The following is an 18,794-nucleotide window of genomic DNA, read 5'->3' on the forward strand; positions in this document are numbered from 1 at the left end:
TCGGCCTGCTGATGTTTGGAACATTGCCGCGGTGTATGGCCGCAACATTAGGCAGAATCACTTAGCACGCGCTTGCCCTGTTGTTTCTCATAGCGCGGAACACAATATAGCCAGAAATACGCTCCAGCGGAAAGCCGTCCGCCTATGTAGAGAGCCAGGGGAGTTGCGAGGATAGACAGAAACGCAAGCACCGCACCCAGTCCGCCGTTTTCGGTCATGAATCTCTGCAGTGGATAGGCAAGAGGAATCGCCGGGGCAAGCTTAGGACCCAACCAGTTCGACAAACGCGACATCGGACCATTGTTGGAAGTTGCGCCGTCATCCATTCTTATCGGGAGTGCAACGCCAATGTGATCCTCTCGCATTACAAACTGACGCTCGAATATCCGACGCCCCGCAATATTTCGTCGCACCTTCTTGATTGCGTAACCAGCCCATACCACCGAACCCAAAACAAAAAGACTGAACCCTACCCACATTTGGACGTCTGACCAGAGGACCAAGTAACCCAGAGCCGCCATGCACAAGAACAGGTAGGAAGGCAGCCATATCGCGAGGCCCACTACCGCTGTGCGGCGCACCAGGGATCGAGGAGGCTGGCGCATCACCAGGCTGGCTACCACAGCAATCACCGCTCCCGTAATGCCGACGCCGAGAAACACAAGGCACCATCGCTCCGCCAAGTAACCGCCGTCGGCGAGCATGTCGATCACGGGGATCGGCAGACAAAAGGCTGCCAACCACACAACTGCGGCGAATCTCAAAGAGGACCTGTACTGTCGCGTCATACGACTCCCCCTTCAAGTTGCTGTTTCCAGCGCAGCTACGTAACCTCTGTAATCTACCGAAAGGCGCGACTCAAGATCGCGCGCTACCCCGCGGATTTGTTGATTCAACTTGTCTGTAGCGCCGGTTTTTTTGTCGAGCCAGTCAAGGCCTATGCCCACAGCTACCGACACGACGACGGTGGCCACAACCACGGCGAGTACAGGCGCGGCAACTGCCACCCCTAACCCTGCCGCCGCAGTGATCAACCCCCCGACGATCAGTGAACCCAACGCCGCGCTGACACCCGCTTTAACGACGTCCACGCCAATTTTGTAGACTAAGTCAAAGACATCTTTCTTTGGTTTCCCCGTTTTCGGGTCTCTTTGTTCATAATCTGCAAGCCATTCTGCGTAATCGATCGTGATAGTAAAAATCAAGGCAAGCATTCCTGCCTTCTTGAAGGCGCCTTTGGCAGCATCCCATGCCGCGTGTCGCAACCCAGCCGCAGACCCGGCACCCGCGGTTATTGCCAGCACCTTGGCATTTGTGACGCCGTACCGGGTTCCTTTGAGGAATTCGCGGAGCCCTGGATTGCCTTTGAAGATAATATACCACTTAGGACCTGACTTGTGAATGACTTTCTGGAGGTAAAACTTTTGCCGCCATAAATCTTTGATCCATTGGCGGTTGTCGTTCACATATGCAGCCCCTCCCGTGATTTGCTGCCACAGCCAATTCCGAGTCAAAATGCCGGTGGAATCAATCGCAGTTTGTTCGCCGCCGCGCTTAAAGAACTCCGCGATCTGAGGAGGTGCTTCATGGTCCCGTTTCACCTCCACCACATGCATGCTCTGCTCGGAGCCGTCACCAGCACCCGCGGTGCGGGCATGCCTCATCTCCGTATAAAAACGAGGCATGGGGATCCCATACTGGTTCAACGGGGAAAACGATTCTTCATTTATCGTGCATTTGGGGAGAGGGAGAGGTGTGGCTAATGACTTAGGGGGCGCGGCAGTCGGTCCTCCGTGGTCATCCCCGGAAGGACTGTGCTTCATCACGACGATCAACGGAGCCGGCTTCGTTTTCGGATCCGCGCCATAACGAACTGGGTCGAGCTTGTTGGGCTCGTATCGTCCCCACACGTTGCCATTGGCCTTAAGGATCAGCGCGCCCTTGAACTCCCGGCTGACCCACAGGTGCAAGCGCTCCCCGTCCTTAAAAGTCACCGCTTGCCTCTTCTTGTGCAGAACGATCTTCTTGTCTCGCGCGTTGTAGAAGTCGCTCTGGTCTGCCTCGACCGAATAGGTCATGCCCTTGAACAACTGGATCTCAAAGATCACGTCGCGATGCTTGCGCAGCACGATCTCCAGCTTGGGCTTGTGCACCACGCACCGCACTTCCTCGCCCGGAAGGTCGATGCAGACTTGCTGTGTGTCAGACGGCACGACGCGAGGCTGTGGCCTGCGCTCGGCTTCGACGGCTTTCAGGATTGACATGGTGGCGGCTAACGACGCTTCGACTGACGGCTCACGGACAGGCCCGGCTTGAATCCCGCGATCTTGGCGGCAGCGCCCGCCACGGTCGCCTGATGTTGGACGCCGGCCGAATCGACTAACGAGATCGGCTCACTGGAGGGCACATTGCCTTCCGCATCTACCAGCAACACCTCCAACTCGCGCTTCGGCATGGTCAGCGCTGCCGACTCAAGCTCCATCCCCTGAACGGACGCACTCCCCGCCCCCGCCAACTCCTTGACCGCGGCCTTGAACTGCGCCGGCCCCGGGGTGGTCAGCGTGATGCCTGCGCTGTCGATGCGCAACGCGCTGCCGCCGGCAGCCAGCAGCACGTGGTCGGGTGCGGCGGCGTGTACCGCCTCGTGGGTGGAGGCGATGTCGATGCGGCCCTGGGCGTGCCAGTGCGAGGCGGCGCTTTGCGCCTGCACGCTGACGCTGCCTTGGGCCGCGTGCAGGGCGATGCCCGTCTCCTGATTGGGTTTGGCCGGCTCGCGCGCACGGCCGGCCGTGAACCACACGATGCCTGCTCGCACGGCGCTGGTGTGATGGCGCTGCGTGCTGAAAACCACGTCCTGCCCGGCCATCAGGCCGATGGTGCGGCCCGCGCTCGTCCACATCGTGGCCGGCGTGAAGCAGGCGACGCCGCCAGGGGCCGAGACGACGAGGTCGGGCCGTGCGAAAGCGGCATGGCGGCCTCGGCCACCTTCGATGGCCTGCGGGTCGGGCGACTCGGGGGCGCCGGGCGCACCGCAGTCCACGTGGTGTGCCAGGCTGCGCTGCAAGGCGTCCTGCGCATCGACGACGGGCAGGCGCTCGGCCGGTGCCTCGCCGTCCAGCCGCGCCTGGTGCTGCTGGGCGGTGCTGGTCAGCGTGCCGGTGAGCTGGCGGGCCCGCGCGAGCACCTGCCGGGGCTCTCGTGCGTCCATCTGCTGAGCGTGCGCGCTGCTGGGCGGGCGACCGTGGGCGCTGAGCAGCAGGCCCGCGCCCGCGCGCAGTGCGCCGCACGCCCGCGTGGACAGGTCCAGCCCATGCCCGCGCGGCTGCAGGCGCTGGTTGTCCTCCTGGTGCAGCAGGTGGCCCAGTTGCAGCCGGGTGGCGGCGGTGGTGCTCGACAGCTCGATGCGCTCGGCTCCGGGTGTGGCGTCGAACACCATCTGGTTGTAGCCGCCGTTGCCCTGGGCGCTCGAGCTCAACTCCTGGCTCTTGTAGCCGGTGAGCACGGCCGCATGCCGGTGACCCTGCGCGAGGGGCTCGCCCTCGCCCGCCGGCGAGGCTTCGGGGCCGCTGTGTGGCCCCGCCGCGCCGGGGAACCACGCGGGCGCGCTGCCGTGGGTGCCGACCGCCCCGCCGAGGACCTCGTTGCCCTGGGCGTCGGCTGCGCCGCGCCCGTTGTAGACGACGCCAGTCACCACGGGCCGGTCGATGTCGCCGTCTAGGAAGCTGACGACGACTTCCTGGCCGACGCGCGGCGTGAAGACCGTGCCCCAGTTGGCGCCGGCCAAGGGTTCGGCCACGCGCACCCACGTGAAAGAGGCGTCGCCCGCCGGGGCGTTGCATCCGTCTTCACAGGCGAGCTGATGGCTGCCGCGGCTGCCGCGTTGCCAGTGGAACTGGATCTTGATGCGGTGGTCACGGTCGGTGTGGACGGGGCCGTCGCCCACCACGATGGCCGTCTGGCCGCCCCACACCGTCGGCCGGGGATGGAGGCCCCGACGCGAGGCGGCCGCCCGCACCGGCAAGGACATCGGCTGTGCGGTCACTTCGCAGCCATAGACCGGCTCCTCGTCGTCATTGGCCATGCGGCCGGGTACGCGCAGCCCCTCGGGAGGCTCACCGAGGCGCTGCTCGATCTGCGCGGCCACGTCCGCCGCGAGGTTGTTGCGCGCGCGGTGCGTCACTTCCAGGGCGACGAACGCGCCTGGCTGGCGCACCGGATGCCCCAGCACCTCGAAATGCCGCCCGGGGGCGAGATCGCGCACCGTGCCCGCGCCGCACCAACGCAGCGCCTCGGCCTGCAAGGTCTCGAGCCACCGCGCGGCCAGCCGCTCTCCCTGGGCGCGGTCCTCGTAGGCATACAGGCCCGGCACGTCGGCAATGACCAGGGGCACATCGCCCACGGGTGCAGCAGCGGCCGCCACCGGGCGATGATCGACGCTGCGATAGTCGAAGCTGGCAAGCGAGACCTCGTGCACGGCGGCTTCTCGCCGCGCGCGCCATTGCTGTAGGCCGTCCTCCTTGAAGGCCGCGCTGCCGGACTGGGCGTAGCGCAGGCGCGGCGTCGCAGCGGGGGTGAACGCGCCGTTGTGATCGGCAATGACGAGCGTGTGCGTGCCGAGCGATGCGTCCACCGCGGCTGAGGCGTGCTCGAACCAGCAGAACAACCCCTCCTCGGCCAGCAGCCGACAGACGAAGTCGAGGTCGCTCTCCTGGTACTGGATGCACAGCGAGCGGCGCGGGTAGGCCTCGGCACTCGCCAAGGCCCAGCGCCAGGCGGGGGCCAAGCGCCCCTGCCCCGCATAGCGCTGAAAGACGGCTTCGACGATCTCCATCACCGTCATGTCCTGGAACACCCGGCTGTCCTGCCGCCACCGCAGGAAGGCCAGCCACGGCTCGACGGTCAGTTCGTAGCGGGCCAGGCCGCCGTCGCTGCCCAGCAGCGAGAAGGCCGTGACGTGCCCGTGCCAGGGCCGCAGGTGCACGCGGCTGGCCGCGGTGAGGAGCTCCAGCAACACCGGCTGGCCCACGAGTGCGTCGAGCGCCAGGTCGGCCCGCACCGACAGCGCCGTCAGGCGGATGCGGAAGCCGGCGGCCTCGCTGCCTTCCAACCCAGGCCCAATGCCCTCGACGACTTCGGCCCGCTCGGCCAGCAAAACGTCGGGCCCGAAGGGGGTGTGCAGCCGCAGCAGGCGCTCATGCTGCGTGGGGCGGGCGCTTCCGCTGAGCGCCGCCAGCAGGCGGGTCAGCCCGTTCATCAGCTCACCTTGTACTTGAAGCGGCCGTCCCTGCCCGCTGTGACCTTGATCTGCGCGATGGGCTCGCCCTCGGCCATGCGCCCGAGCACGGTGTCGGCCAGTTCGGGCAGCAGGGTGCCGTTCAGGATGTGGTCGACGTTGCGCGCGCCGGCGTCCACCTCGGTGCACCGCGCGAGCACGGCCTCGACCAGGCTGTCGTCGTACAGGAACTCGGCACGGTGGTGATCGCGCACCCGCGCGGCGATGCGCTCGAGCTTGAGACGGATGATCGAGCCCAGCACCTCGTCGGGCAGCGGGTAGTAGGCGATCGTCTTCATGCGGCCCAGGAAGGCCGGCTTGAAGGCCTTGTAGAGCTGCGGCCGGATGGCCTCGACCAGCGCCTGCGGATCGGGCCGCTCGTCGGCGGCCTTGTTGAGGCACGCCTGCATGATGGCCGAGGAACCGACGTTCGAGGTGAGGATGATGATCGTGTTGCGAAAATCGATCTCGCGGCCCTCGGCGTCGTCCATGAAGCCTTTGTCGAAGACCTGGAAGAAGAGCTCCAGCACATCCGGGTGGGCTTTCTCGACCTCGTCGAGCAGCACCACGGAATAGGGCTTGCGCCGCACTGCTTCCGTCAGCACGCCGCCCTCGCCATAACCGACATAGCCGGGGGGCGACCCCTTCAGCCCCGAGACGCTGTGCGCCTCCTGGTACTCGCTCATGTTGATCGTGATGAGGTTGCGCTCGCCGCCGTAGAGGATGTCGGCCAGCGCCAGCGCCGTCTCCGTCTTGCCCACGCCCGAGGGCCCGACGAACAGGAACACGCCCTTGGGCTTGTTCGGGTCCTCCAGTTGGGCGCGCGAGGTTCGCACCCGTTGCGCAATCGCCTCCAGTGCATGCGGCTGGCCGATCACGCGCTGCTCGAGCAGGGACTTCAGCTCTCGCACGGTGTCGATCTCGTCCTTGACCATCTTGCCGAGCGGAATGCCTGTCCAGGCCGACACGATCTGCGCCACGGCAGACGCGTCGACCTGCAACGGCAACATCGGCGTGTCGCGCTGCAGTGCCGCCAGCTCGTCGAGCTTGCCCTTGAGCGCTTGCTGACGCGGGGTGAGTGCCAGCGCGGCAGGCGCCTTGCGTCCCCGCGCGGCGGGTGACGGCCGGGCCACCGGCAGCTCGCCGGCCGCCTCCAGCTCGGCCCGCAGGGCCTGCACCTCGGCAACCAGCACGCGCTCCTGGTCGAAGCGCACGCGCAGGTCTTCCAGCTCCGCCCGGCGCGCCTGCCGCGCCGCGTTCAACTCGGCCAGCCGGTCGAGATGGGGTCGCCCGGTCGCCGCCTCGCGCTCCAACGCGCGGATCTCGACGTCCAAGCGTTCGATCTCACGCTCGGCCTCCTCGATGCGGGCCGGCTTGGTCTGCTGCCCCAAAGCCACCCGGGCGCACGCGGTGTCCAGCACGCTCACCGCCTTGTCCGGCAGCTGGCGCCCACTGATGTAGCGCGCCGACAGGCGCACCGCCTCGGTGATCGCCTCGTCCAGCACGCGCACCCCGAAGTGCCGCTCCATGAGCGGCACCATGGCGCGCAGCATCGCGGCCGCCACGGGCTCGCTCGGCTCCTCCACCTTCACCACCTGAAAGCGTCGTGCGAGGGCCGCGTCCTTCTCGAAGTACTTCTTGTACTCGCTCCAGGTGGTGGCGGCGATCGTGCGCAGTTCGCCGCGCGCCAATGCCGGCTTGAGCAGATTGGCCGCATCGTTCTGTCCCGCCTGGCCGCCGGCGCCGATGAGGGTGTGCGCCTCGTCGATGAACAGGATGATGGGATGCGGGCTCTTCTTGACCTCGTCGATCACCTGCCGCAGTCGGCTTTCGAACTCGCCCTTGACCGACGCCCCGGCCTGCAGGAGCCCCATGTCGAGCACGTGCAGTGCCACGCCTTGCAAGGGAGGCGGCACGTCGCCCTTCGCGATGCGCAAGGCCAAACCTTCGACGACGGCCGTCTTGCCCACGCCGGCCTCTCCGGTCAGGATCGGGTTGTTCTGACGGCGGCGCATCAGGATGTCGATCACCTGCCGGATCTCGGCATCGCGCCCGATCACCGGGTCGAGATGGCCCTCCTTCGCGCGCTGTGTGAGATGGGTCGTGTACAGGTCGAGCGCCGGCGTGCGACCGGACAACACGGCCGACTCGCCCCCCCCGCCAACCGGCGGTCGAGCGCTCACGGGCGAGCCCTCCCGCGCCTCTTGAGAAGTCGCGGTCAGCTCGCCCCAGCGGTGCTTCAACTCATCGACCGGGAACTTCGCGAACAGCGGCGAGCCGCGCAGCGCGAGCGACGACAGGTTGGGCTCGGTCAGCAGCGCCAGCAGCAGATGGGCACTGCGGATGCGTGGCGTCTGGACGTCCAGCGACGCGATGAGCCAGGCGTGCTCGAGCAGCTTGGGCAGGTGCGGCGAGAACACCGGCGTGCGTGTGTTGCCCGTCTGCAGCCGGGCCAGCTCCTGCTCCAGGTCGCGCTGCAAGCCCGTCACCGGCACGTCGAACTGCCGGCACAGCGTCTCGAGGTCGCTGCCCGGCTCTTCGAGCAGCGCCAGGAACAGGTGCTCCAGATCCACTTCGTAGTGCCCGCGCGCCAGACAGAGGTTGGCCGCCCGCTCCGCGGCCTTGCGCGTCGTCGTGTTGAGCTTGGAGATCAGGGTCTTGAGAGTCGTCGTCATGATGATGAGCCCCGCGGCGTTCAACCGGCGGCTTGGAGTTCGTAGCGGGCGTCGTTGAGGGGGTGGTGAGAGGCGCGGGTGCGCAACCAGGCGTCCCACCCCAGGCGCACGCCGGCCTGCCCCCCCGCGAGGCGCGGCTCGGGCGCATGGCCGGGCGCAAGCGTCAGGTGCACTTCGCATTCCACGCAGGCGCCCGCCAACAGGGGCAGCCAATCCCGCAACGCCGCCGCATGGCGGCCTTGAGGCAGGAAGGCGTCGAACTCCTCTCGCCCCAACGGCCCTATGTGCAGGCGCACCCGCAGGTCGCGCTGCCACACGCGCGCACCCACCAAGGCCGTCTCGCCCAGCACACCGGCGCGCCCCAGGCAGGTCTGCGCTTCCTGCGGCAGCACGCTCCAGCGGCCCACGAACTGCTCGATGCGCACCGGCACCCCGAAGTACGCCGACAACACGCGCTGGATCTGCGCGGCCGAGCGCGCCCGCTGCTGCATGGCCCCCGAGAAGAACGCCGCCGACTCGTCACTCAGGCGCCCCGCGCTCTCGCGCAGTCGCTGGCGCACCGCGTCCTGACCCAGTCCCGCCAGTGCCAGCACGTGCGGCAGGAAGTGGCGCTTTCGATCGTCCTCGTACTGCAAGGCCAGGCGATGCTTGCGCCACGCTTCGTAGAACAGCATCACCGCGCGCTGCTGGAACACGTCCAGAAAGGCACGCGCCGCAGTGTCCTTGTGGTGCGATTCGCGTTGCGCGAAGAGCTCGGTGTAGAAGTGCGGCAGCGCCCCGGCCACCCCCAGCAGGCCGAAGCACGCGGGCGTCAGCTCCAGCAGCGCGGGGTCGGGGCCGTGCGACGAAGCGGCGCGGACGGGGCGCAGCGCCTCGATCTCGCTCGCCGGGAAGGCGAGCGACAGCGAATTGCGAAAGCGCACCGCCGTGGCCAGCACCTGCGTGCGGGGACGCCCGCCGGCTCTGCGGTGCCAGTGCTCGATGACGCGCAGGGCCTGGAACAGGCCGAAGCGATGCGGCTGCTCCAGCAGCCGCGCCGTCACATCAACGAGATCTCGCCGCTGCGAGGGGGGCATCGGTACACCTCCTGGCCCGTGCGTTCGGACACGACCACCAGCTGACTGAAACCGTTGACGTGCACGTACAGCGCGAAGAAGCGATCGAGCACGCCCACGAACGCGGCCAGGCCGCTGCCGACGAAGGCCTCCTCATCGACCGTCAGCCGCACCTCGATCCCGCGCACGAAGGTGGCGAACGGACGGCCCGGCAGCCAGGCAGTGGTCGGCCGGTACTCCACCGCCCGCACGCCGTCGATCTGCCGGCGCGTGGCCGGCGCCTGCGCGAGGTCATACAAGCGCAGCATCTCGCGCAGCGCCTCCACGCCGCTGCCCGACAACGACAGGTGGTTCAGCGACAGGTGCGAGATCAGCCGCCACAGCAGCCCCCGTCCGCGCTCGTGCCGCGCCGAGGGCGTCGGCTTGCGCAAGAGTCGCACGGTGCGCGCGATACCGCCGCCTTCGATCGTGAGGTCGCCTGCCGGGTGACCGATGGCGAGCAAGGCCGGCAGATCGCGGTTGGAAGCCGTCACTTCGATCGACAGCGTCTCGGCCTGCGGAACACGGGGGTCGAACTGCAAGTCCACGATGCCCAGCTCCAGCTCGTAGCCCGGGCTGTGCTCGGCCACCGATTCGTCGCGGTGCAAGTACCAGTAGCGTCCGCCGTCGCCCACCTCGGCATGCGAAAGCGAATAGAACGGTCGGAACTCCGTCACCGATTCGCCTTGCGCGGTCTGCTGCACGCGATAGACGCGTTCGACCCGGTACACCTCGTACCCGTAGGCCCGGCGAGCATCGGCCACGAGGGGATAGGTGGTGCGTTCGTGCGTGATGCGGATCGGATCGGCGCGGTGGCGGAACAGGTTGACCACCGGTGTGCAACCGAGCTTGAACTGGCTGGCCTTCACCGACTCCAGCAGTCGCGATGCATCGCTGTCGGCCCGGATGCCGGCAAACAGCAGGTGCAGCACCACGCGGCGGCGCGGCTGGCCCTGCAAGGCCCCGCTCGGCCAAGGCAGGTCGATGAAATTGAACTTGTCGGGGTAGGCGAAGTACTCGGCCAACAACCGGTAGGCCGGATGGCTGCGATCGTCGGCATCCAGGAGGGCTTCGTCGGCACCGAAGCCGGCCAGCTGGGGCAACGCCGGTGAAGCGCCTGGGGCGCCCAACGGGCCCTGCCAGGGGCCGGCCTCGTCGGTGTGCACCATCACGCCGACGGCGCGCGACGCCAGCGCCTCGCGCAACACGCTCACCTGTGCCGGCTCGCCGTCCAGGAAGACACGCAGCCGCTCGATGCCGAGCGCGTCCCACGTCATCTGGGGCGCCACGAGGTCCAAGGTGATCGACAGCACCGACGTCGCTCCGGCCGGCAGGCGGGTCCCCGCCGGCGCACTCACCGCCGCGCGGTACTGCGCCTGCGCGACCACCAGCGGCAGCAGCGGCACGTCGAACGCCGTGCGGAATCGGCAGGACACGCCGCGCACGGTCCGGCTGGTCAGCGAGGTGCCGCGCGGCACGAGAGCAGGCGCGCTCATCTGCGCGGCCGCCGTGCCCAGCTCGAACTGCGCGATGGAGGCCGACGGCAAGGGCCGCAGGTAGTGCGGATACACCACCTCGAGGAAGCTCTCGGTGAAGAGCGAGAAGTCGTCGTCCAGGCGCTTGTGGATGCGGGACGTGAGCAGTGCGAAGGACTCGATCATCCGCTCCACGTGCGGATCCTCGGCGATCTCGCCGGAGACCTGCAACCGCCCCGCGATCTTCGGGTAGCGCTCGGCAAAGAGCTTGGACCGCTCCCGCAGAAAGGCCAGTTCGCGCTCGTAATGGTTCAGCAGGTCGTGCATCGCACCCTCACAGGGTCACCGCGCGCCGGCTCTTGCTCACGGAATAGAGCTGCGTCGACGGCTTGAGCGTCGCGTTGAAACTCACCGGCTCCTGCGCGGGGTTGACCAGCAGCAGGGCCTGGATCTGGAAGGTGTAGCCCCGGGAGGAGGCATCCTCGACCAGCGAGACCTGCACCTGCTGCAGCCTCGGCTCGTGCGTCGCGATCGCGTCCTCGATGGCGCGGCAGATCGCCTCTCGCTCCTCGGTGTGGGCCAGGCTCATCGCCGAGAAGTCCACCATCCCGAAGCTGAGGATCGACCGGCTGACATGCCGGAACCCGGCCAGCGCCTCGCGACGCACGCCACACCGGGCGTTGAGCAGCGCCTCCAGGTCGCGGGCTACCGCGTCCTTGAGTTGCTCCAGACCGACGTGCGTCGCATACGCCGTCCCGGCGCTTTCGGGCTGATCGTCCATCAGCCGGTCGAGCAAGGAGGGAGCGAAGCGGGCCATGCGTGTTCAGCGAAGGCAGCGGGACGGGGGCGCCACCTGCGCAGCGCCGACTGCCGCCGGCACCGCGCAGAGGGCGAGCCCCCGTGCCCTCGGACCGTCAGTTGAAGCTGACCTCGTTCTTCGCGAGGTTCCACATGCCCGAGACGTTGGTGTTCTTCTGAGAGGCACCGTCCAGGGGAGAGTCGTTGTAGACCCATTGCACCGCGGAGTACCGCAGGCCGAAGGTCTCCGTCGGGATCTCGCCGGCATGGTCGGCGCCGATGTTGGTGGACACCGAGGTCACCACGACGTTCTTGAGCTGGATCTTGAGATAGTTGACGCGCTTGTTGCCCGTCTGCGTCGTGTCGGAGCCGCCCAGCGCACGGTAGAAGTAGATCTCCACGTCCTTGTAGACGGTGCCGGCCGAGCAGGCCTGCCACAGCTTCGGGCTGGCCGCATCGATGTCCTTGGTGAAGATCATTTCTCCGTGTTCGGTGCGCTCGGCCGTGTGACCGCCGGCCGTGGACGCGGTGGACGACTTGGGCTGCTTGATGACGTGCGACCAGGACTGCACCTCGATCGCCTTGTCGGCCGCGTGCTTCGCATCGCGGGTCTCACCCTTGATGTCGCCGTTCTTGAACACGACATAGATGTCTTTCATCTGCTGTTACCTCCGCTCGATTTCGTAGAGTTGAAGAAAGCCCCCGCCCCGTAGGGCGGGGGCGGCGCGACGGGCCCAACGGAGCCCGAACCGTGATGACAACCTGTGAGTGGGGACAGCGGCCGGTCAGCCGCGCCCGGCCCCTTGAGGCAGCTCGGCGACCAGCCGCAACGACACCGACAGCTCGTCGAGCTGGAAGTGCGGCCGCACGAACGACACCGCACGGTAGACGCCCGGCCGCCCCGGTACTTCAGAGACCTGCACGCTCGCCTCGCGCAGCGGATACTGCGCCTTGACCGCCTGCGTGGCGTTGTCGTCGGAAGTCACGTACTGGCTGATCCAACGATTGAGGAAGTCCTCGACATTGGAGGCCGAAGCGAAACTGCCGATCTTGTCGCGCATCATCGCCTTCATGTAGTGCGCGATGCGGCACACGGCGAACATGTACTGCAGCTGGGCCGACAGCGCGGCGTTGGCGTTGGCGGCATCGCTGTCGTACTTCTTGGGCTTCTGCGTCGACTGCGCCCCGAAGAACGCCGCGTAGTCGGTGTTCTTGCAATGCACGAGCGGGATGAAACCGAGGTCGCTCAGCTCCTTCTCGCGCCGGTCGGTGATCGAGATCTCGGTCGGGCATTTCAACGCGATCTCGCCGTCGTCGGTCTTGAAGGTGTGCGTGGGCAGGTCTTCGACCAGCCCGCCCCCCTCGACGCCCCGGATGGCGGCGCACCAACCGTAGTTCTCGAACGCCGCGACGAGCCGCGCACCGAACGCATAGGCCGTGTTGACCCACAAGTACTTGGAGTGGTCGCTGCCGTCCACGTCCTCGACGAAGTTGAAGCCCTCGGTGACGGTGCCCTCGGTGGGGTCGTACGGCAGGCGGCCGAGAAAGCGTGGCAGCGTGAGGCCCACGTAGCGGGAGTCCTCGGACTCGCGATAGGACTTCCACTTCGCGTACTCGACCGTGTCGAACACCTTCGACAGATCGCGCGGCTTGCCCAGCTCGGTGAAGCTTTCCAGACCGAACAGCTGGGGCGACGCCGCCGAGATGAAGGGGGCGTGCGCGGCCGCGGCGACATGGGACATCTGTTCGAGGAAGTACATGTCCTCGGGATGCCGCCCGATCTCATAGTCGCCGATGAGCGCGCCGAACGGCGAGCCGCCGAAGGTGCCGAACTCCTCCTCGTACACCTTCTTGAAGAGCGTGCTCTGGTCGAAGTCGATCGCCGTCTTGAAGTCGCGCACCAGATCCTTCTTGGAGGCGTTCAGCACCTTGATCTTCATCGACTCGCCGGTGGATGTGTGCTTGCACAGGTAGTGCAGCCCCGTCCAGGTGCTTTCGAGGCGCTGGAACTCGGGAGCATGCATCACCGCCGACAGCTGTGCGGAGATGAGCCGGTCGAGCTCGGCCACGCGTGCATCGAGCGTGGCCGAGAGGTTCTGCGACACGACCACCGTGCCTTGCATCACCTCTTTGACGAGCTCGGCGATGAGGTCCTTGGCGCGCCGGTGTTCGGATTCGGTGGTCGCGACCTTGCTTTGCGCGACGATCTCGTCGAGCAGCCCCGAGGTCGCGGACGCGGCCAGCCCGGGCGCGTTGTCTTGCAAGACGGCGGCACTCATGTCACTTCTCCGGCGTGTCGGTGGCCCGGCTCAGCTCGGCCAGCTTCTCGGTGCTCGTCAGCACGTCCTGCAGGATGTCCTCGAGCTTCTCGTTGCCGGCGAGCTTGTTGCGCAAGTCCGCCAGCTTGGTGCGGGCCTCCAGCAACTGTCGCAGCGGCTCGACCTTCTGCACGACCGCTTCCGGGCGGAAGTCGTCCATCTTCTCGAAGGTGAGGTCCACCGCGAACTCGCCGCCCTCGGGCGTGAGTTCGTTCGGCACCCTGAAGGTCGCGCGCGGCGCCATGGCCTTCATCACCTCGTCGAAGTTGTCCAGATCGACCTGGACGAACTTGCGGTCGCGCAGCTTGGGCAGCGGCTCCTTGGGATTGCCGGAGAAGTCGGCCATCACGCCGAGCACGAAGGGCAGCTCCTTCTGCTCGATCGCGTCGCCGCGCTCCACGTCGTAGGTGAGCTGCACCCGGGGCGGGCGCACCTTTTCCAGCCTCTTCTGGACGCTGTCTTTCTTAGCCATGAGAACTCCCTGAGCTTGATGGAGGCTCAGCGCAAGGCGCTGAAGGGATCACGCGAACCGGAGGCGGCCTTGTCGTCGCCGCGGCCTTTGGGCGCCGGCGTCGGCGATGGGCCGGCCGAAGCGCTTTGCGAGGCGGGCGCCACGGGCTTCGCCGGGCGCGAGGACGCGGCTTCCGCCTTGCTCGGCCGAGGCGCGGCCGCGCGCGTCGGGGGCGTGGGCACCAGCACGGGCGTGCCCAGCATCTCGCGCAGGGTCTTGGCCAGCGCTTCCGCTTCGGCCCGCGTGGAGCCGGTCAGCGTGTCGCTGCGCAGCCGCGCGAGAGCGTCCGACGACACACGCAGGCCGCTGACGGCCAGCAGGCCGTTGGCCGTCGCGTCTTGTGCGTCACGTTGGCGGGCTTCCTGCGCGGCGGTGATGGCTTGGCCGTAGTCGCCTGCGTCGAAGTGCAGTTGTGCGATGCGCAGCCAGGGCTCTTTGGTGGTCGGGTTCACGCGCGCGGCCTCGCGCCAGGCTTGCACGGCCTGCAAGGTGTCGCCCGCCTTGTGCGCTTGCTGCCCGTTCTCGAGCAGTTGCTCGTAGCTGGGGGCTGGCGCGGGAGTCTCGTTCTTGGGGCTGCTGGCGCAGGCGGCCAGCGTGCAGGCGCAGATCACAGACGACACGCGGCGCACGAGGGCACGCGTCGCCGACGAACCGCCGATGCCGGCGGCCCGACTCAGGCGTCGAATCACGCTTCTCTCTCCTCTTGTGTTGTCACCGTCACCGAAGTGACGTCCTCCCTCGCTTCGAGAGCGAGCTATGCGAAAGCGAGGCGCAATATACCCGTGGCGCTTCGCGCGTTGAGCACACTCCCCTCCAAGGAGGGGGGTGTCTTTGTGCAACTGAACGTAAACGAACGCCCATCCCCACCTCGGTGGGGTTGCACTTGCAGGCGCGCTCATTACACTCGCGGCCTTTGCAGAGGCTCGCCATATCAACGATCACACTCGCGAGCCTTTGACCGATCACACACAACAAGGTGAGGCATGCAGGGAGGGTTCTACACACGCTGGGTGTGCGCGTGCGCCTGGGCTTGGGCCGCGTGCGCCGTGCTGGGCGGGTGCGCCGCGACCAAGGCGGCCGACGAGGCGCTGGGTGATCTGACCAAGTCGCTGCTCGAGAAGACGGGCCTGAAGAAACCCGAAGCACCGGCGCTCCCGCAGGTCGAAGTGCTGCGGCTGCCGCGCGAAGTGCCCCTGCGCATTCATGCAGGTTCGCAACTCAACCACGACGCCGCGGGCCGACCGTTGTCTCTGGTGGCACGCATCTACAAGCTCAAGAACCCGGCGGCCTTCCAGCAGGCACCGTACGAAGCCTTCGCCGAACCGGGGCGCGACAAGCAGTTCTTCGGCGATGACCTGATCGAGAGCCGAGACGTGCTGCTCGTGCCTGGGCAGAAGTACGACACCAAGGAGAAGGTGCCGCGCGAGGCCGCCGCGGTGGGCATCGTGGCCCTGTTCCATGCGCCGGCTCCCCACCGATGGAAGGTCACCTTCGATGCCGCCTCGGCCGAGCGCAGCGGGATCGTCTTGGGCGCACACGGGTGCAGCCTGAGCGTGAGCGAGGGTGTGCCCGTGGGCGCGCAGGTGGACCTGGCGATGACCGGCTCGGCCCGGTGCCCGCGATGACAGTGCAAGGGAGTCCCGCGTGATTCATTCATCGAAAGTGCTGTGGGGAGAGGGCCTCTTCCTGCGGCCGCAGCATTTCCAGCGGCAGGACGCGTACCACGAGTGGCGCCTGGCCCAGACCGCGCGCGCCTTGCATCCCTACGCCTGGGGCGTGCGGTCGGTGAAGGTCGCTGCAGAGGCGCTGCAGGCCGGTGTGCTGCGGCTGACCGAGTTGCAGGTGGTCTTCCCCGATGGAGAACTCTACGACGCGCCCCAGGTGGACGAGCTGCCGCCGCCGGTGCCGTTGTCGTCCTTGCCGGATCTGGGCCCTCAGGTCGTGTTTCACCTCGCGATGGCCCCTTTGCGCACGCACGGCACCAACTTCGCTTCGTCGCTGGAGGAGGCGGCCACCGCGGTGCGCTACGTGCAGCATCACGAGCCGGCCGCCGACTGGTACACCGGGGCGGTCGAGGCCGAAGTGACGACGCTGCGCAAGAGCGTGCGGGTGCTTGCCGAGCACCAGCCGCGCGATCACCTGGTCAGCCTGCCGCTGCTGCGGCTCAGGCGCACCTCCACCGGCGAGATGGAACTGGACGCGCGCTTCGTGCCACCGGCCCTTTCCATCGGTGCCTCGCCCGTGCTGCACGGTGCGCTGCGCCGCCTGCTGGACGTGCTGCAGGCCAAGGTCGACGCGCTGTATGGCTTTCACCGCGAGCCCTCGAAGAACATCATCGAGTTCCGCTCCGGCGATGTGGCGTCGTTCTGGCTCCTGCACACGGCGAGCGCGGCCTTCGCGGCCTTGTCGCATCACTTCCATCACCCCCGGCTGCATCCGGAGCGCCTGTTCGAGCGCCTGCTGGAGCTGGCCGGGGCGCTGATGACCTTCTCGCGCACCTACACCTTGGCGGATCTGCCCGTGTATCAGCACGAGGATCCGGGACCCGGTTTCGCCAAGCTCGACCACATCGTTCGCGAGCTGCTGGAGACGGTCATCTCGACGCGCTACTTCGCCGTGGCGCTCGAGGAAGTGCGCCCCTCGTTCCATCACGGCCGCCTGGACTCGGAGAAGATCAACGCGCAGACGCACCTGTATCTCGGCGTGGCAGCCGACCTGCCGCCGGCGGAGTTGGTCGAGGCCGTGCCGATGCGGTTGAAGGTGGGGGCCCCGGACGACGTGGAGAAGATGGTGCTCTCGGCGCTGCCCGGCGTGCGACTCACCCACGCGCCGCAGGTGCCGGCCGCCGTGCCGGTGCGCCCCGGACACTTCTACTTCCTGCTCGAGCCGCGCGGCGCGCTGTACGAGCGCATGTTGCAGGCCCAATCCATCTCGATCTACGTGCCGGCCGGCATGTCGGGCTTGCAGCTCGAGCTGATCGCGGCGTCGCAATGACGCCGCGCACGACGCCCCTGGAGACACGCTGATGACGACGACCCCCGCAGGGCCTCCCTCGTTGTTCGGCCCGCATGCCGGAGGAAGCACCGCGCCCGCCCCCCGCGAAGGTGTGTTGGTGGCCGACCCGCGCACGATGCTGGACCTGATGTACGACGGCTTCTACATGCTCTTCCTGCTGAAGAACCGTCATCCGCCGACGCAGGCCGATCAGTTCCGCCAGCGCGTGCGCGACTTCCTCGCGCAGTTCGACCGCGCCGCCAAGCGGCTGGGGTTGGAGACCGACGACATCCACCAGGCCAAATACGCCTTCTGCGCGGTGGTGGACGAGACGATCCTGCGTTCGTCGTTTTCGATCCGCGATGCCTGGCAGTTGCGGCCGCTGCAGCTGGAGTACTTCGGTGACCAACTCGCCGGCGAGCACTTCTTCGATCGGCTCGAAGCGCTGCGCCGCGAAGGTGCCCGCAAGCTGCAGGTGCTGGAGGTCTTCCACATGTGCCTGTTGCTTGGCTTTCAGGGCAAGTACCTGCTGGAGGGCACGGAGAAGCTCAACTACCTGACGGCCCGGCTCGGGGACGAGATCGCGCACTTGCGCGGCAAGGCCGTGGGCTTCGCGCCGCGGGCGCTGCCGCCCGATCGCATCGTGCACACGCTGCGCCACGAGGTGCCGGCCTGGTCGGTGGCAGCCGTGTTCGCGCTGTCCGGGTTGCTCGCCTTCGTCGGCTTGCGGGCCTCGCTCGCCCGAGACACCGAGCAAGGACTCGCGGCCTACAGCGAGCTGGTGAAGCTGGCGCCGAAGATGGCGCACGTGACGATCACGCTGCCATGACGCGCCCGCCTCTGCCGGCGCGCCGCCCGCCGGGCCGCGCACACCGGGCTGCGGCTGCGGTGCCCCCTCAGGGGCGCGACGACGCGGCCTCGCCCGACTTCTTCGTGCCCGGGCTCGCGGGACGCTGCCCTTTGACGTGCGCCACCATGGCCTCGAGGAGGTCCACGTCGGCCTCGCGCTGGCGCGCGACGGCGGGGGGCAGCTCTTCCTGGGCTCGCGCCGACGGGGCGGCGGGACGGCGCACCTTGGGGGCCGCCTGCGCGCGGGTAGGGGCGGATGCGACAGGGCGCGCCGTGGGCGCACCCTGCGGGGCCCCGACCGGGCCGGCAGAGCTGGCCGCCTGGGGCGCGGCAGGGGCGGCCGGGGCGGGGCTCTTGATGGACGCCACGGCCGCGGAGGCCGAAGGCACCACCTCGACGATGGGGGCGGCGGCGATGCCCGAAGCGTCTGCGGCGCCCGGGGCCGCTGCGGTGCCCATGGCCGCCGACACTCGCGCAGCGACAGGGGCGGCCGCCTCACTGGTGGGCCGGGCAGCGGGGCCTGAGGCGGCCTGCAGGGCCGGAGCGGCCGGCTGCCCCGCCATGTGCCACCACCCCGCAGCGCCGGCGGCCGCGGCGCAGACGATGAGCGCGATGCTCACGCGCCGTCCGCTGGGCGATTCGCCGCGCGGGGAGCCCTTGCGACCCTCCACGGCCGAGAGCAGCCGCAAGTCGCCCCCATGGGACGACCCGTTGGACGACAGCAGCGTGGGCGGGCGCAGCGCGGACGCGGCGCCGGAACGTTCGATCTCCGACACGATGACCTCCCCGAGAAGTTGTTGGTATGGAC

15 protein-coding genes are annotated in these 18,794 nt (G+C 67.8%); 3 read left to right on the forward strand and 12 right to left on the reverse strand.

Annotation, left to right across the window (positions count from 1 at the left end; translation table 11 throughout):
• Window positions 1-47: 47 nt before the first annotated feature.
• The 11 genes from OMP39_RS14570 to OMP39_RS14620 all read right to left on the reverse strand — a co-directional run bounded on the left by OMP39_RS14570 (window position 48) and on the right by OMP39_RS14620 (window position 14,832).
• A complete protein-coding gene (locus OMP39_RS14570) occupies window positions 48-713 on the reverse strand; it encodes a hypothetical protein (RefSeq protein WP_264892529.1) in 666 nt (221 codons plus the stop codon).
• Window positions 714-800: 87 nt separating this feature from the next.
• Window positions 801-2,264 (reverse strand): hypothetical protein, encoded by a 1,464-nt coding sequence (locus tag OMP39_RS14575; RefSeq protein WP_264892530.1) that lies wholly within the window; start codon window positions 2,262-2,264, stop codon window positions 801-803.
• Between the two features lie 8 nt (window positions 2,265-2,272).
• A complete protein-coding gene (locus OMP39_RS14580) occupies window positions 2,273-5,254 on the reverse strand; it encodes a type VI secretion system Vgr family protein (protein WP_264892531.1) in 2,982 nt (993 codons plus the stop codon).
• On the reverse strand, window positions 5,254-7,947 hold the full coding sequence (gene tssH / locus OMP39_RS14585; RefSeq protein WP_264892532.1) for a type VI secretion system ATPase TssH: 2,694 nt from the start codon (window positions 7,945-7,947) through the stop codon (window positions 5,254-5,256). The genes OMP39_RS14580 and tssH overlap by 1 nt, the downstream gene beginning before the upstream one ends.
• Window positions 7,948-7,967: 20 nt before the next feature.
• The gene (gene tssG / locus OMP39_RS14590) at window positions 7,968-9,023 is read right to left on the reverse strand and encodes a type VI secretion system baseplate subunit TssG (protein WP_264892533.1); all 1,056 of its coding nucleotides are present in this window, start codon (window positions 9,021-9,023) and stop codon (window positions 7,968-7,970) included.
• Entirely contained in the window at window positions 8,987-10,843 is a 1,857-nt protein-coding gene (tssF, locus tag OMP39_RS14595) for a type VI secretion system baseplate subunit TssF (protein WP_264892535.1), read from the reverse strand. The genes tssG and tssF overlap by 37 nt, the downstream gene beginning before the upstream one ends.
• A 7-nt stretch (window positions 10,844-10,850) precedes the next feature.
• Window positions 10,851-11,333: a type VI secretion system baseplate subunit TssE gene (gene tssE / locus OMP39_RS14600; RefSeq protein ID WP_264892536.1), complete on the reverse strand. Its 483-nt coding sequence runs from the start codon at window positions 11,331-11,333 to the stop codon at window positions 10,851-10,853.
• Between the two features lie 97 nt (window positions 11,334-11,430).
• Window positions 11,431-11,973: an Hcp family type VI secretion system effector gene (locus OMP39_RS14605; RefSeq protein ID WP_264892537.1), complete on the reverse strand. Its 543-nt coding sequence runs from the start codon at window positions 11,971-11,973 to the stop codon at window positions 11,431-11,433.
• Window positions 11,974-12,099: 126 nt separating this feature from the next.
• Window positions 12,100-13,593 (reverse strand): type VI secretion system contractile sheath large subunit, encoded by a 1,494-nt coding sequence (gene tssC / locus OMP39_RS14610; RefSeq protein WP_264892538.1) that lies wholly within the window; start codon window positions 13,591-13,593, stop codon window positions 12,100-12,102.
• A gap of 1 nt (window position 13,594) precedes the next feature.
• Window positions 13,595-14,104: a type VI secretion system contractile sheath small subunit gene (tssB, locus tag OMP39_RS14615; protein WP_264892539.1), complete on the reverse strand. Its 510-nt coding sequence runs from the start codon at window positions 14,102-14,104 to the stop codon at window positions 13,595-13,597.
• Window positions 14,105-14,130: 26 nt separating this feature from the next.
• Window positions 14,131-14,832 carry a tetratricopeptide repeat protein gene (locus OMP39_RS14620; RefSeq protein WP_264892541.1) on the reverse strand — a complete coding sequence of 234 codons (702 nt, stop codon included), beginning with the start codon at window positions 14,830-14,832 and terminating at the stop codon, window positions 14,131-14,133.
• Between the two features lie 294 nt (window positions 14,833-15,126).
• Between OMP39_RS14620 and tssJ the strand changes: the two genes are divergently transcribed.
• The 3 genes from tssJ to icmH are packed head-to-tail and all read left to right on the forward strand — an operon-like array spanning window position 15,127 to window position 17,966.
• Window positions 15,127-15,768: a type VI secretion system lipoprotein TssJ gene (gene tssJ / locus OMP39_RS14625; RefSeq protein ID WP_264892542.1), complete on the forward strand. Its 642-nt coding sequence runs from the start codon at window positions 15,127-15,129 to the stop codon at window positions 15,766-15,768.
• A 19-nt stretch (window positions 15,769-15,787) separates the two neighbouring features.
• Window positions 15,788-17,137, forward strand: a complete 1,350-nt coding sequence (gene tssK, locus OMP39_RS14630; protein WP_264892543.1) for a type VI secretion system baseplate subunit TssK — start codon at window positions 15,788-15,790, stop codon at window positions 17,135-17,137.
• Between the two features lie 31 nt (window positions 17,138-17,168).
• The gene (icmH, locus tag OMP39_RS14635; RefSeq protein ID WP_264892544.1) at window positions 17,169-17,966 is read left to right on the forward strand and encodes a type IVB secretion system protein IcmH/DotU; all 798 of its coding nucleotides are present in this window, start codon (window positions 17,169-17,171) and stop codon (window positions 17,964-17,966) included.
• A 67-nt stretch (window positions 17,967-18,033) separates the two neighbouring features.
• Here icmH and OMP39_RS14640 read toward each other — a convergent pair whose 3' ends face one another.
• Window positions 18,034-18,762: a hypothetical protein gene (locus tag OMP39_RS14640; protein WP_264892545.1), complete on the reverse strand. Its 729-nt coding sequence runs from the start codon at window positions 18,760-18,762 to the stop codon at window positions 18,034-18,036.
• Window positions 18,763-18,794: the final 32 nt, after the last annotated feature.

The organism is Schlegelella aquatica (assembly GCF_026013905.1).
In the GTDB taxonomy this organism is placed as follows: domain Bacteria; phylum Pseudomonadota; class Gammaproteobacteria; order Burkholderiales; family Burkholderiaceae_C; genus Caldimonas; species Caldimonas aquatica.

Bases quoted from the DNA above. Each gene is read 5' to 3' on its own strand.
- OMP39_RS14575 (WP_264892530.1), bottom strand. From the start codon at position 2,264: ATGTCAATCCTGAAAGCCGTCGAAGCCGAGCGCAGGCCACAGCCTCGC.
- OMP39_RS14580 (WP_264892531.1), bottom strand. From the start codon at position 5,254: ATGAACGGGCTGACCCGCCTGCTGGCGGCGCTCAGCGGAAGCGCCCGC.
- tssH (WP_264892532.1), bottom strand. From the start codon at position 7,947: ATGACGACGACTCTCAAGACCCTGATCTCCAAGCTCAACACGACGACG.
- tssG (WP_264892533.1), bottom strand. From the start codon at position 9,023: ATGCCCCCCTCGCAGCGGCGAGATCTCGTTGATGTGACGGCGCGGCTG.
- tssF (WP_264892535.1), bottom strand. From the start codon at position 10,843: ATGCACGACCTGCTGAACCATTACGAGCGCGAACTGGCCTTTCTGCGG.
- tssE (WP_264892536.1), bottom strand. From the start codon at position 11,333: ATGGCCCGCTTCGCTCCCTCCTTGCTCGACCGGCTGATGGACGATCAG.
- OMP39_RS14605 (WP_264892537.1), bottom strand. From the start codon at position 11,973: ATGAAAGACATCTATGTCGTGTTCAAGAACGGCGACATCAAGGGTGAG.
- tssC (WP_264892538.1), bottom strand. From the start codon at position 13,593: ATGAGTGCCGCCGTCTTGCAAGACAACGCGCCCGGGCTGGCCGCGTCC.
- tssB (WP_264892539.1), bottom strand. From the start codon at position 14,104: ATGGCTAAGAAAGACAGCGTCCAGAAGAGGCTGGAAAAGGTGCGCCCG.
- tssJ (WP_264892542.1), top strand. From the start codon at position 15,127: ATGCAGGGAGGGTTCTACACACGCTGGGTGTGCGCGTGCGCCTGGGCT.
- icmH (WP_264892544.1), top strand. From the start codon at position 17,169: ATGACGACGACCCCCGCAGGGCCTCCCTCGTTGTTCGGCCCGCATGCC.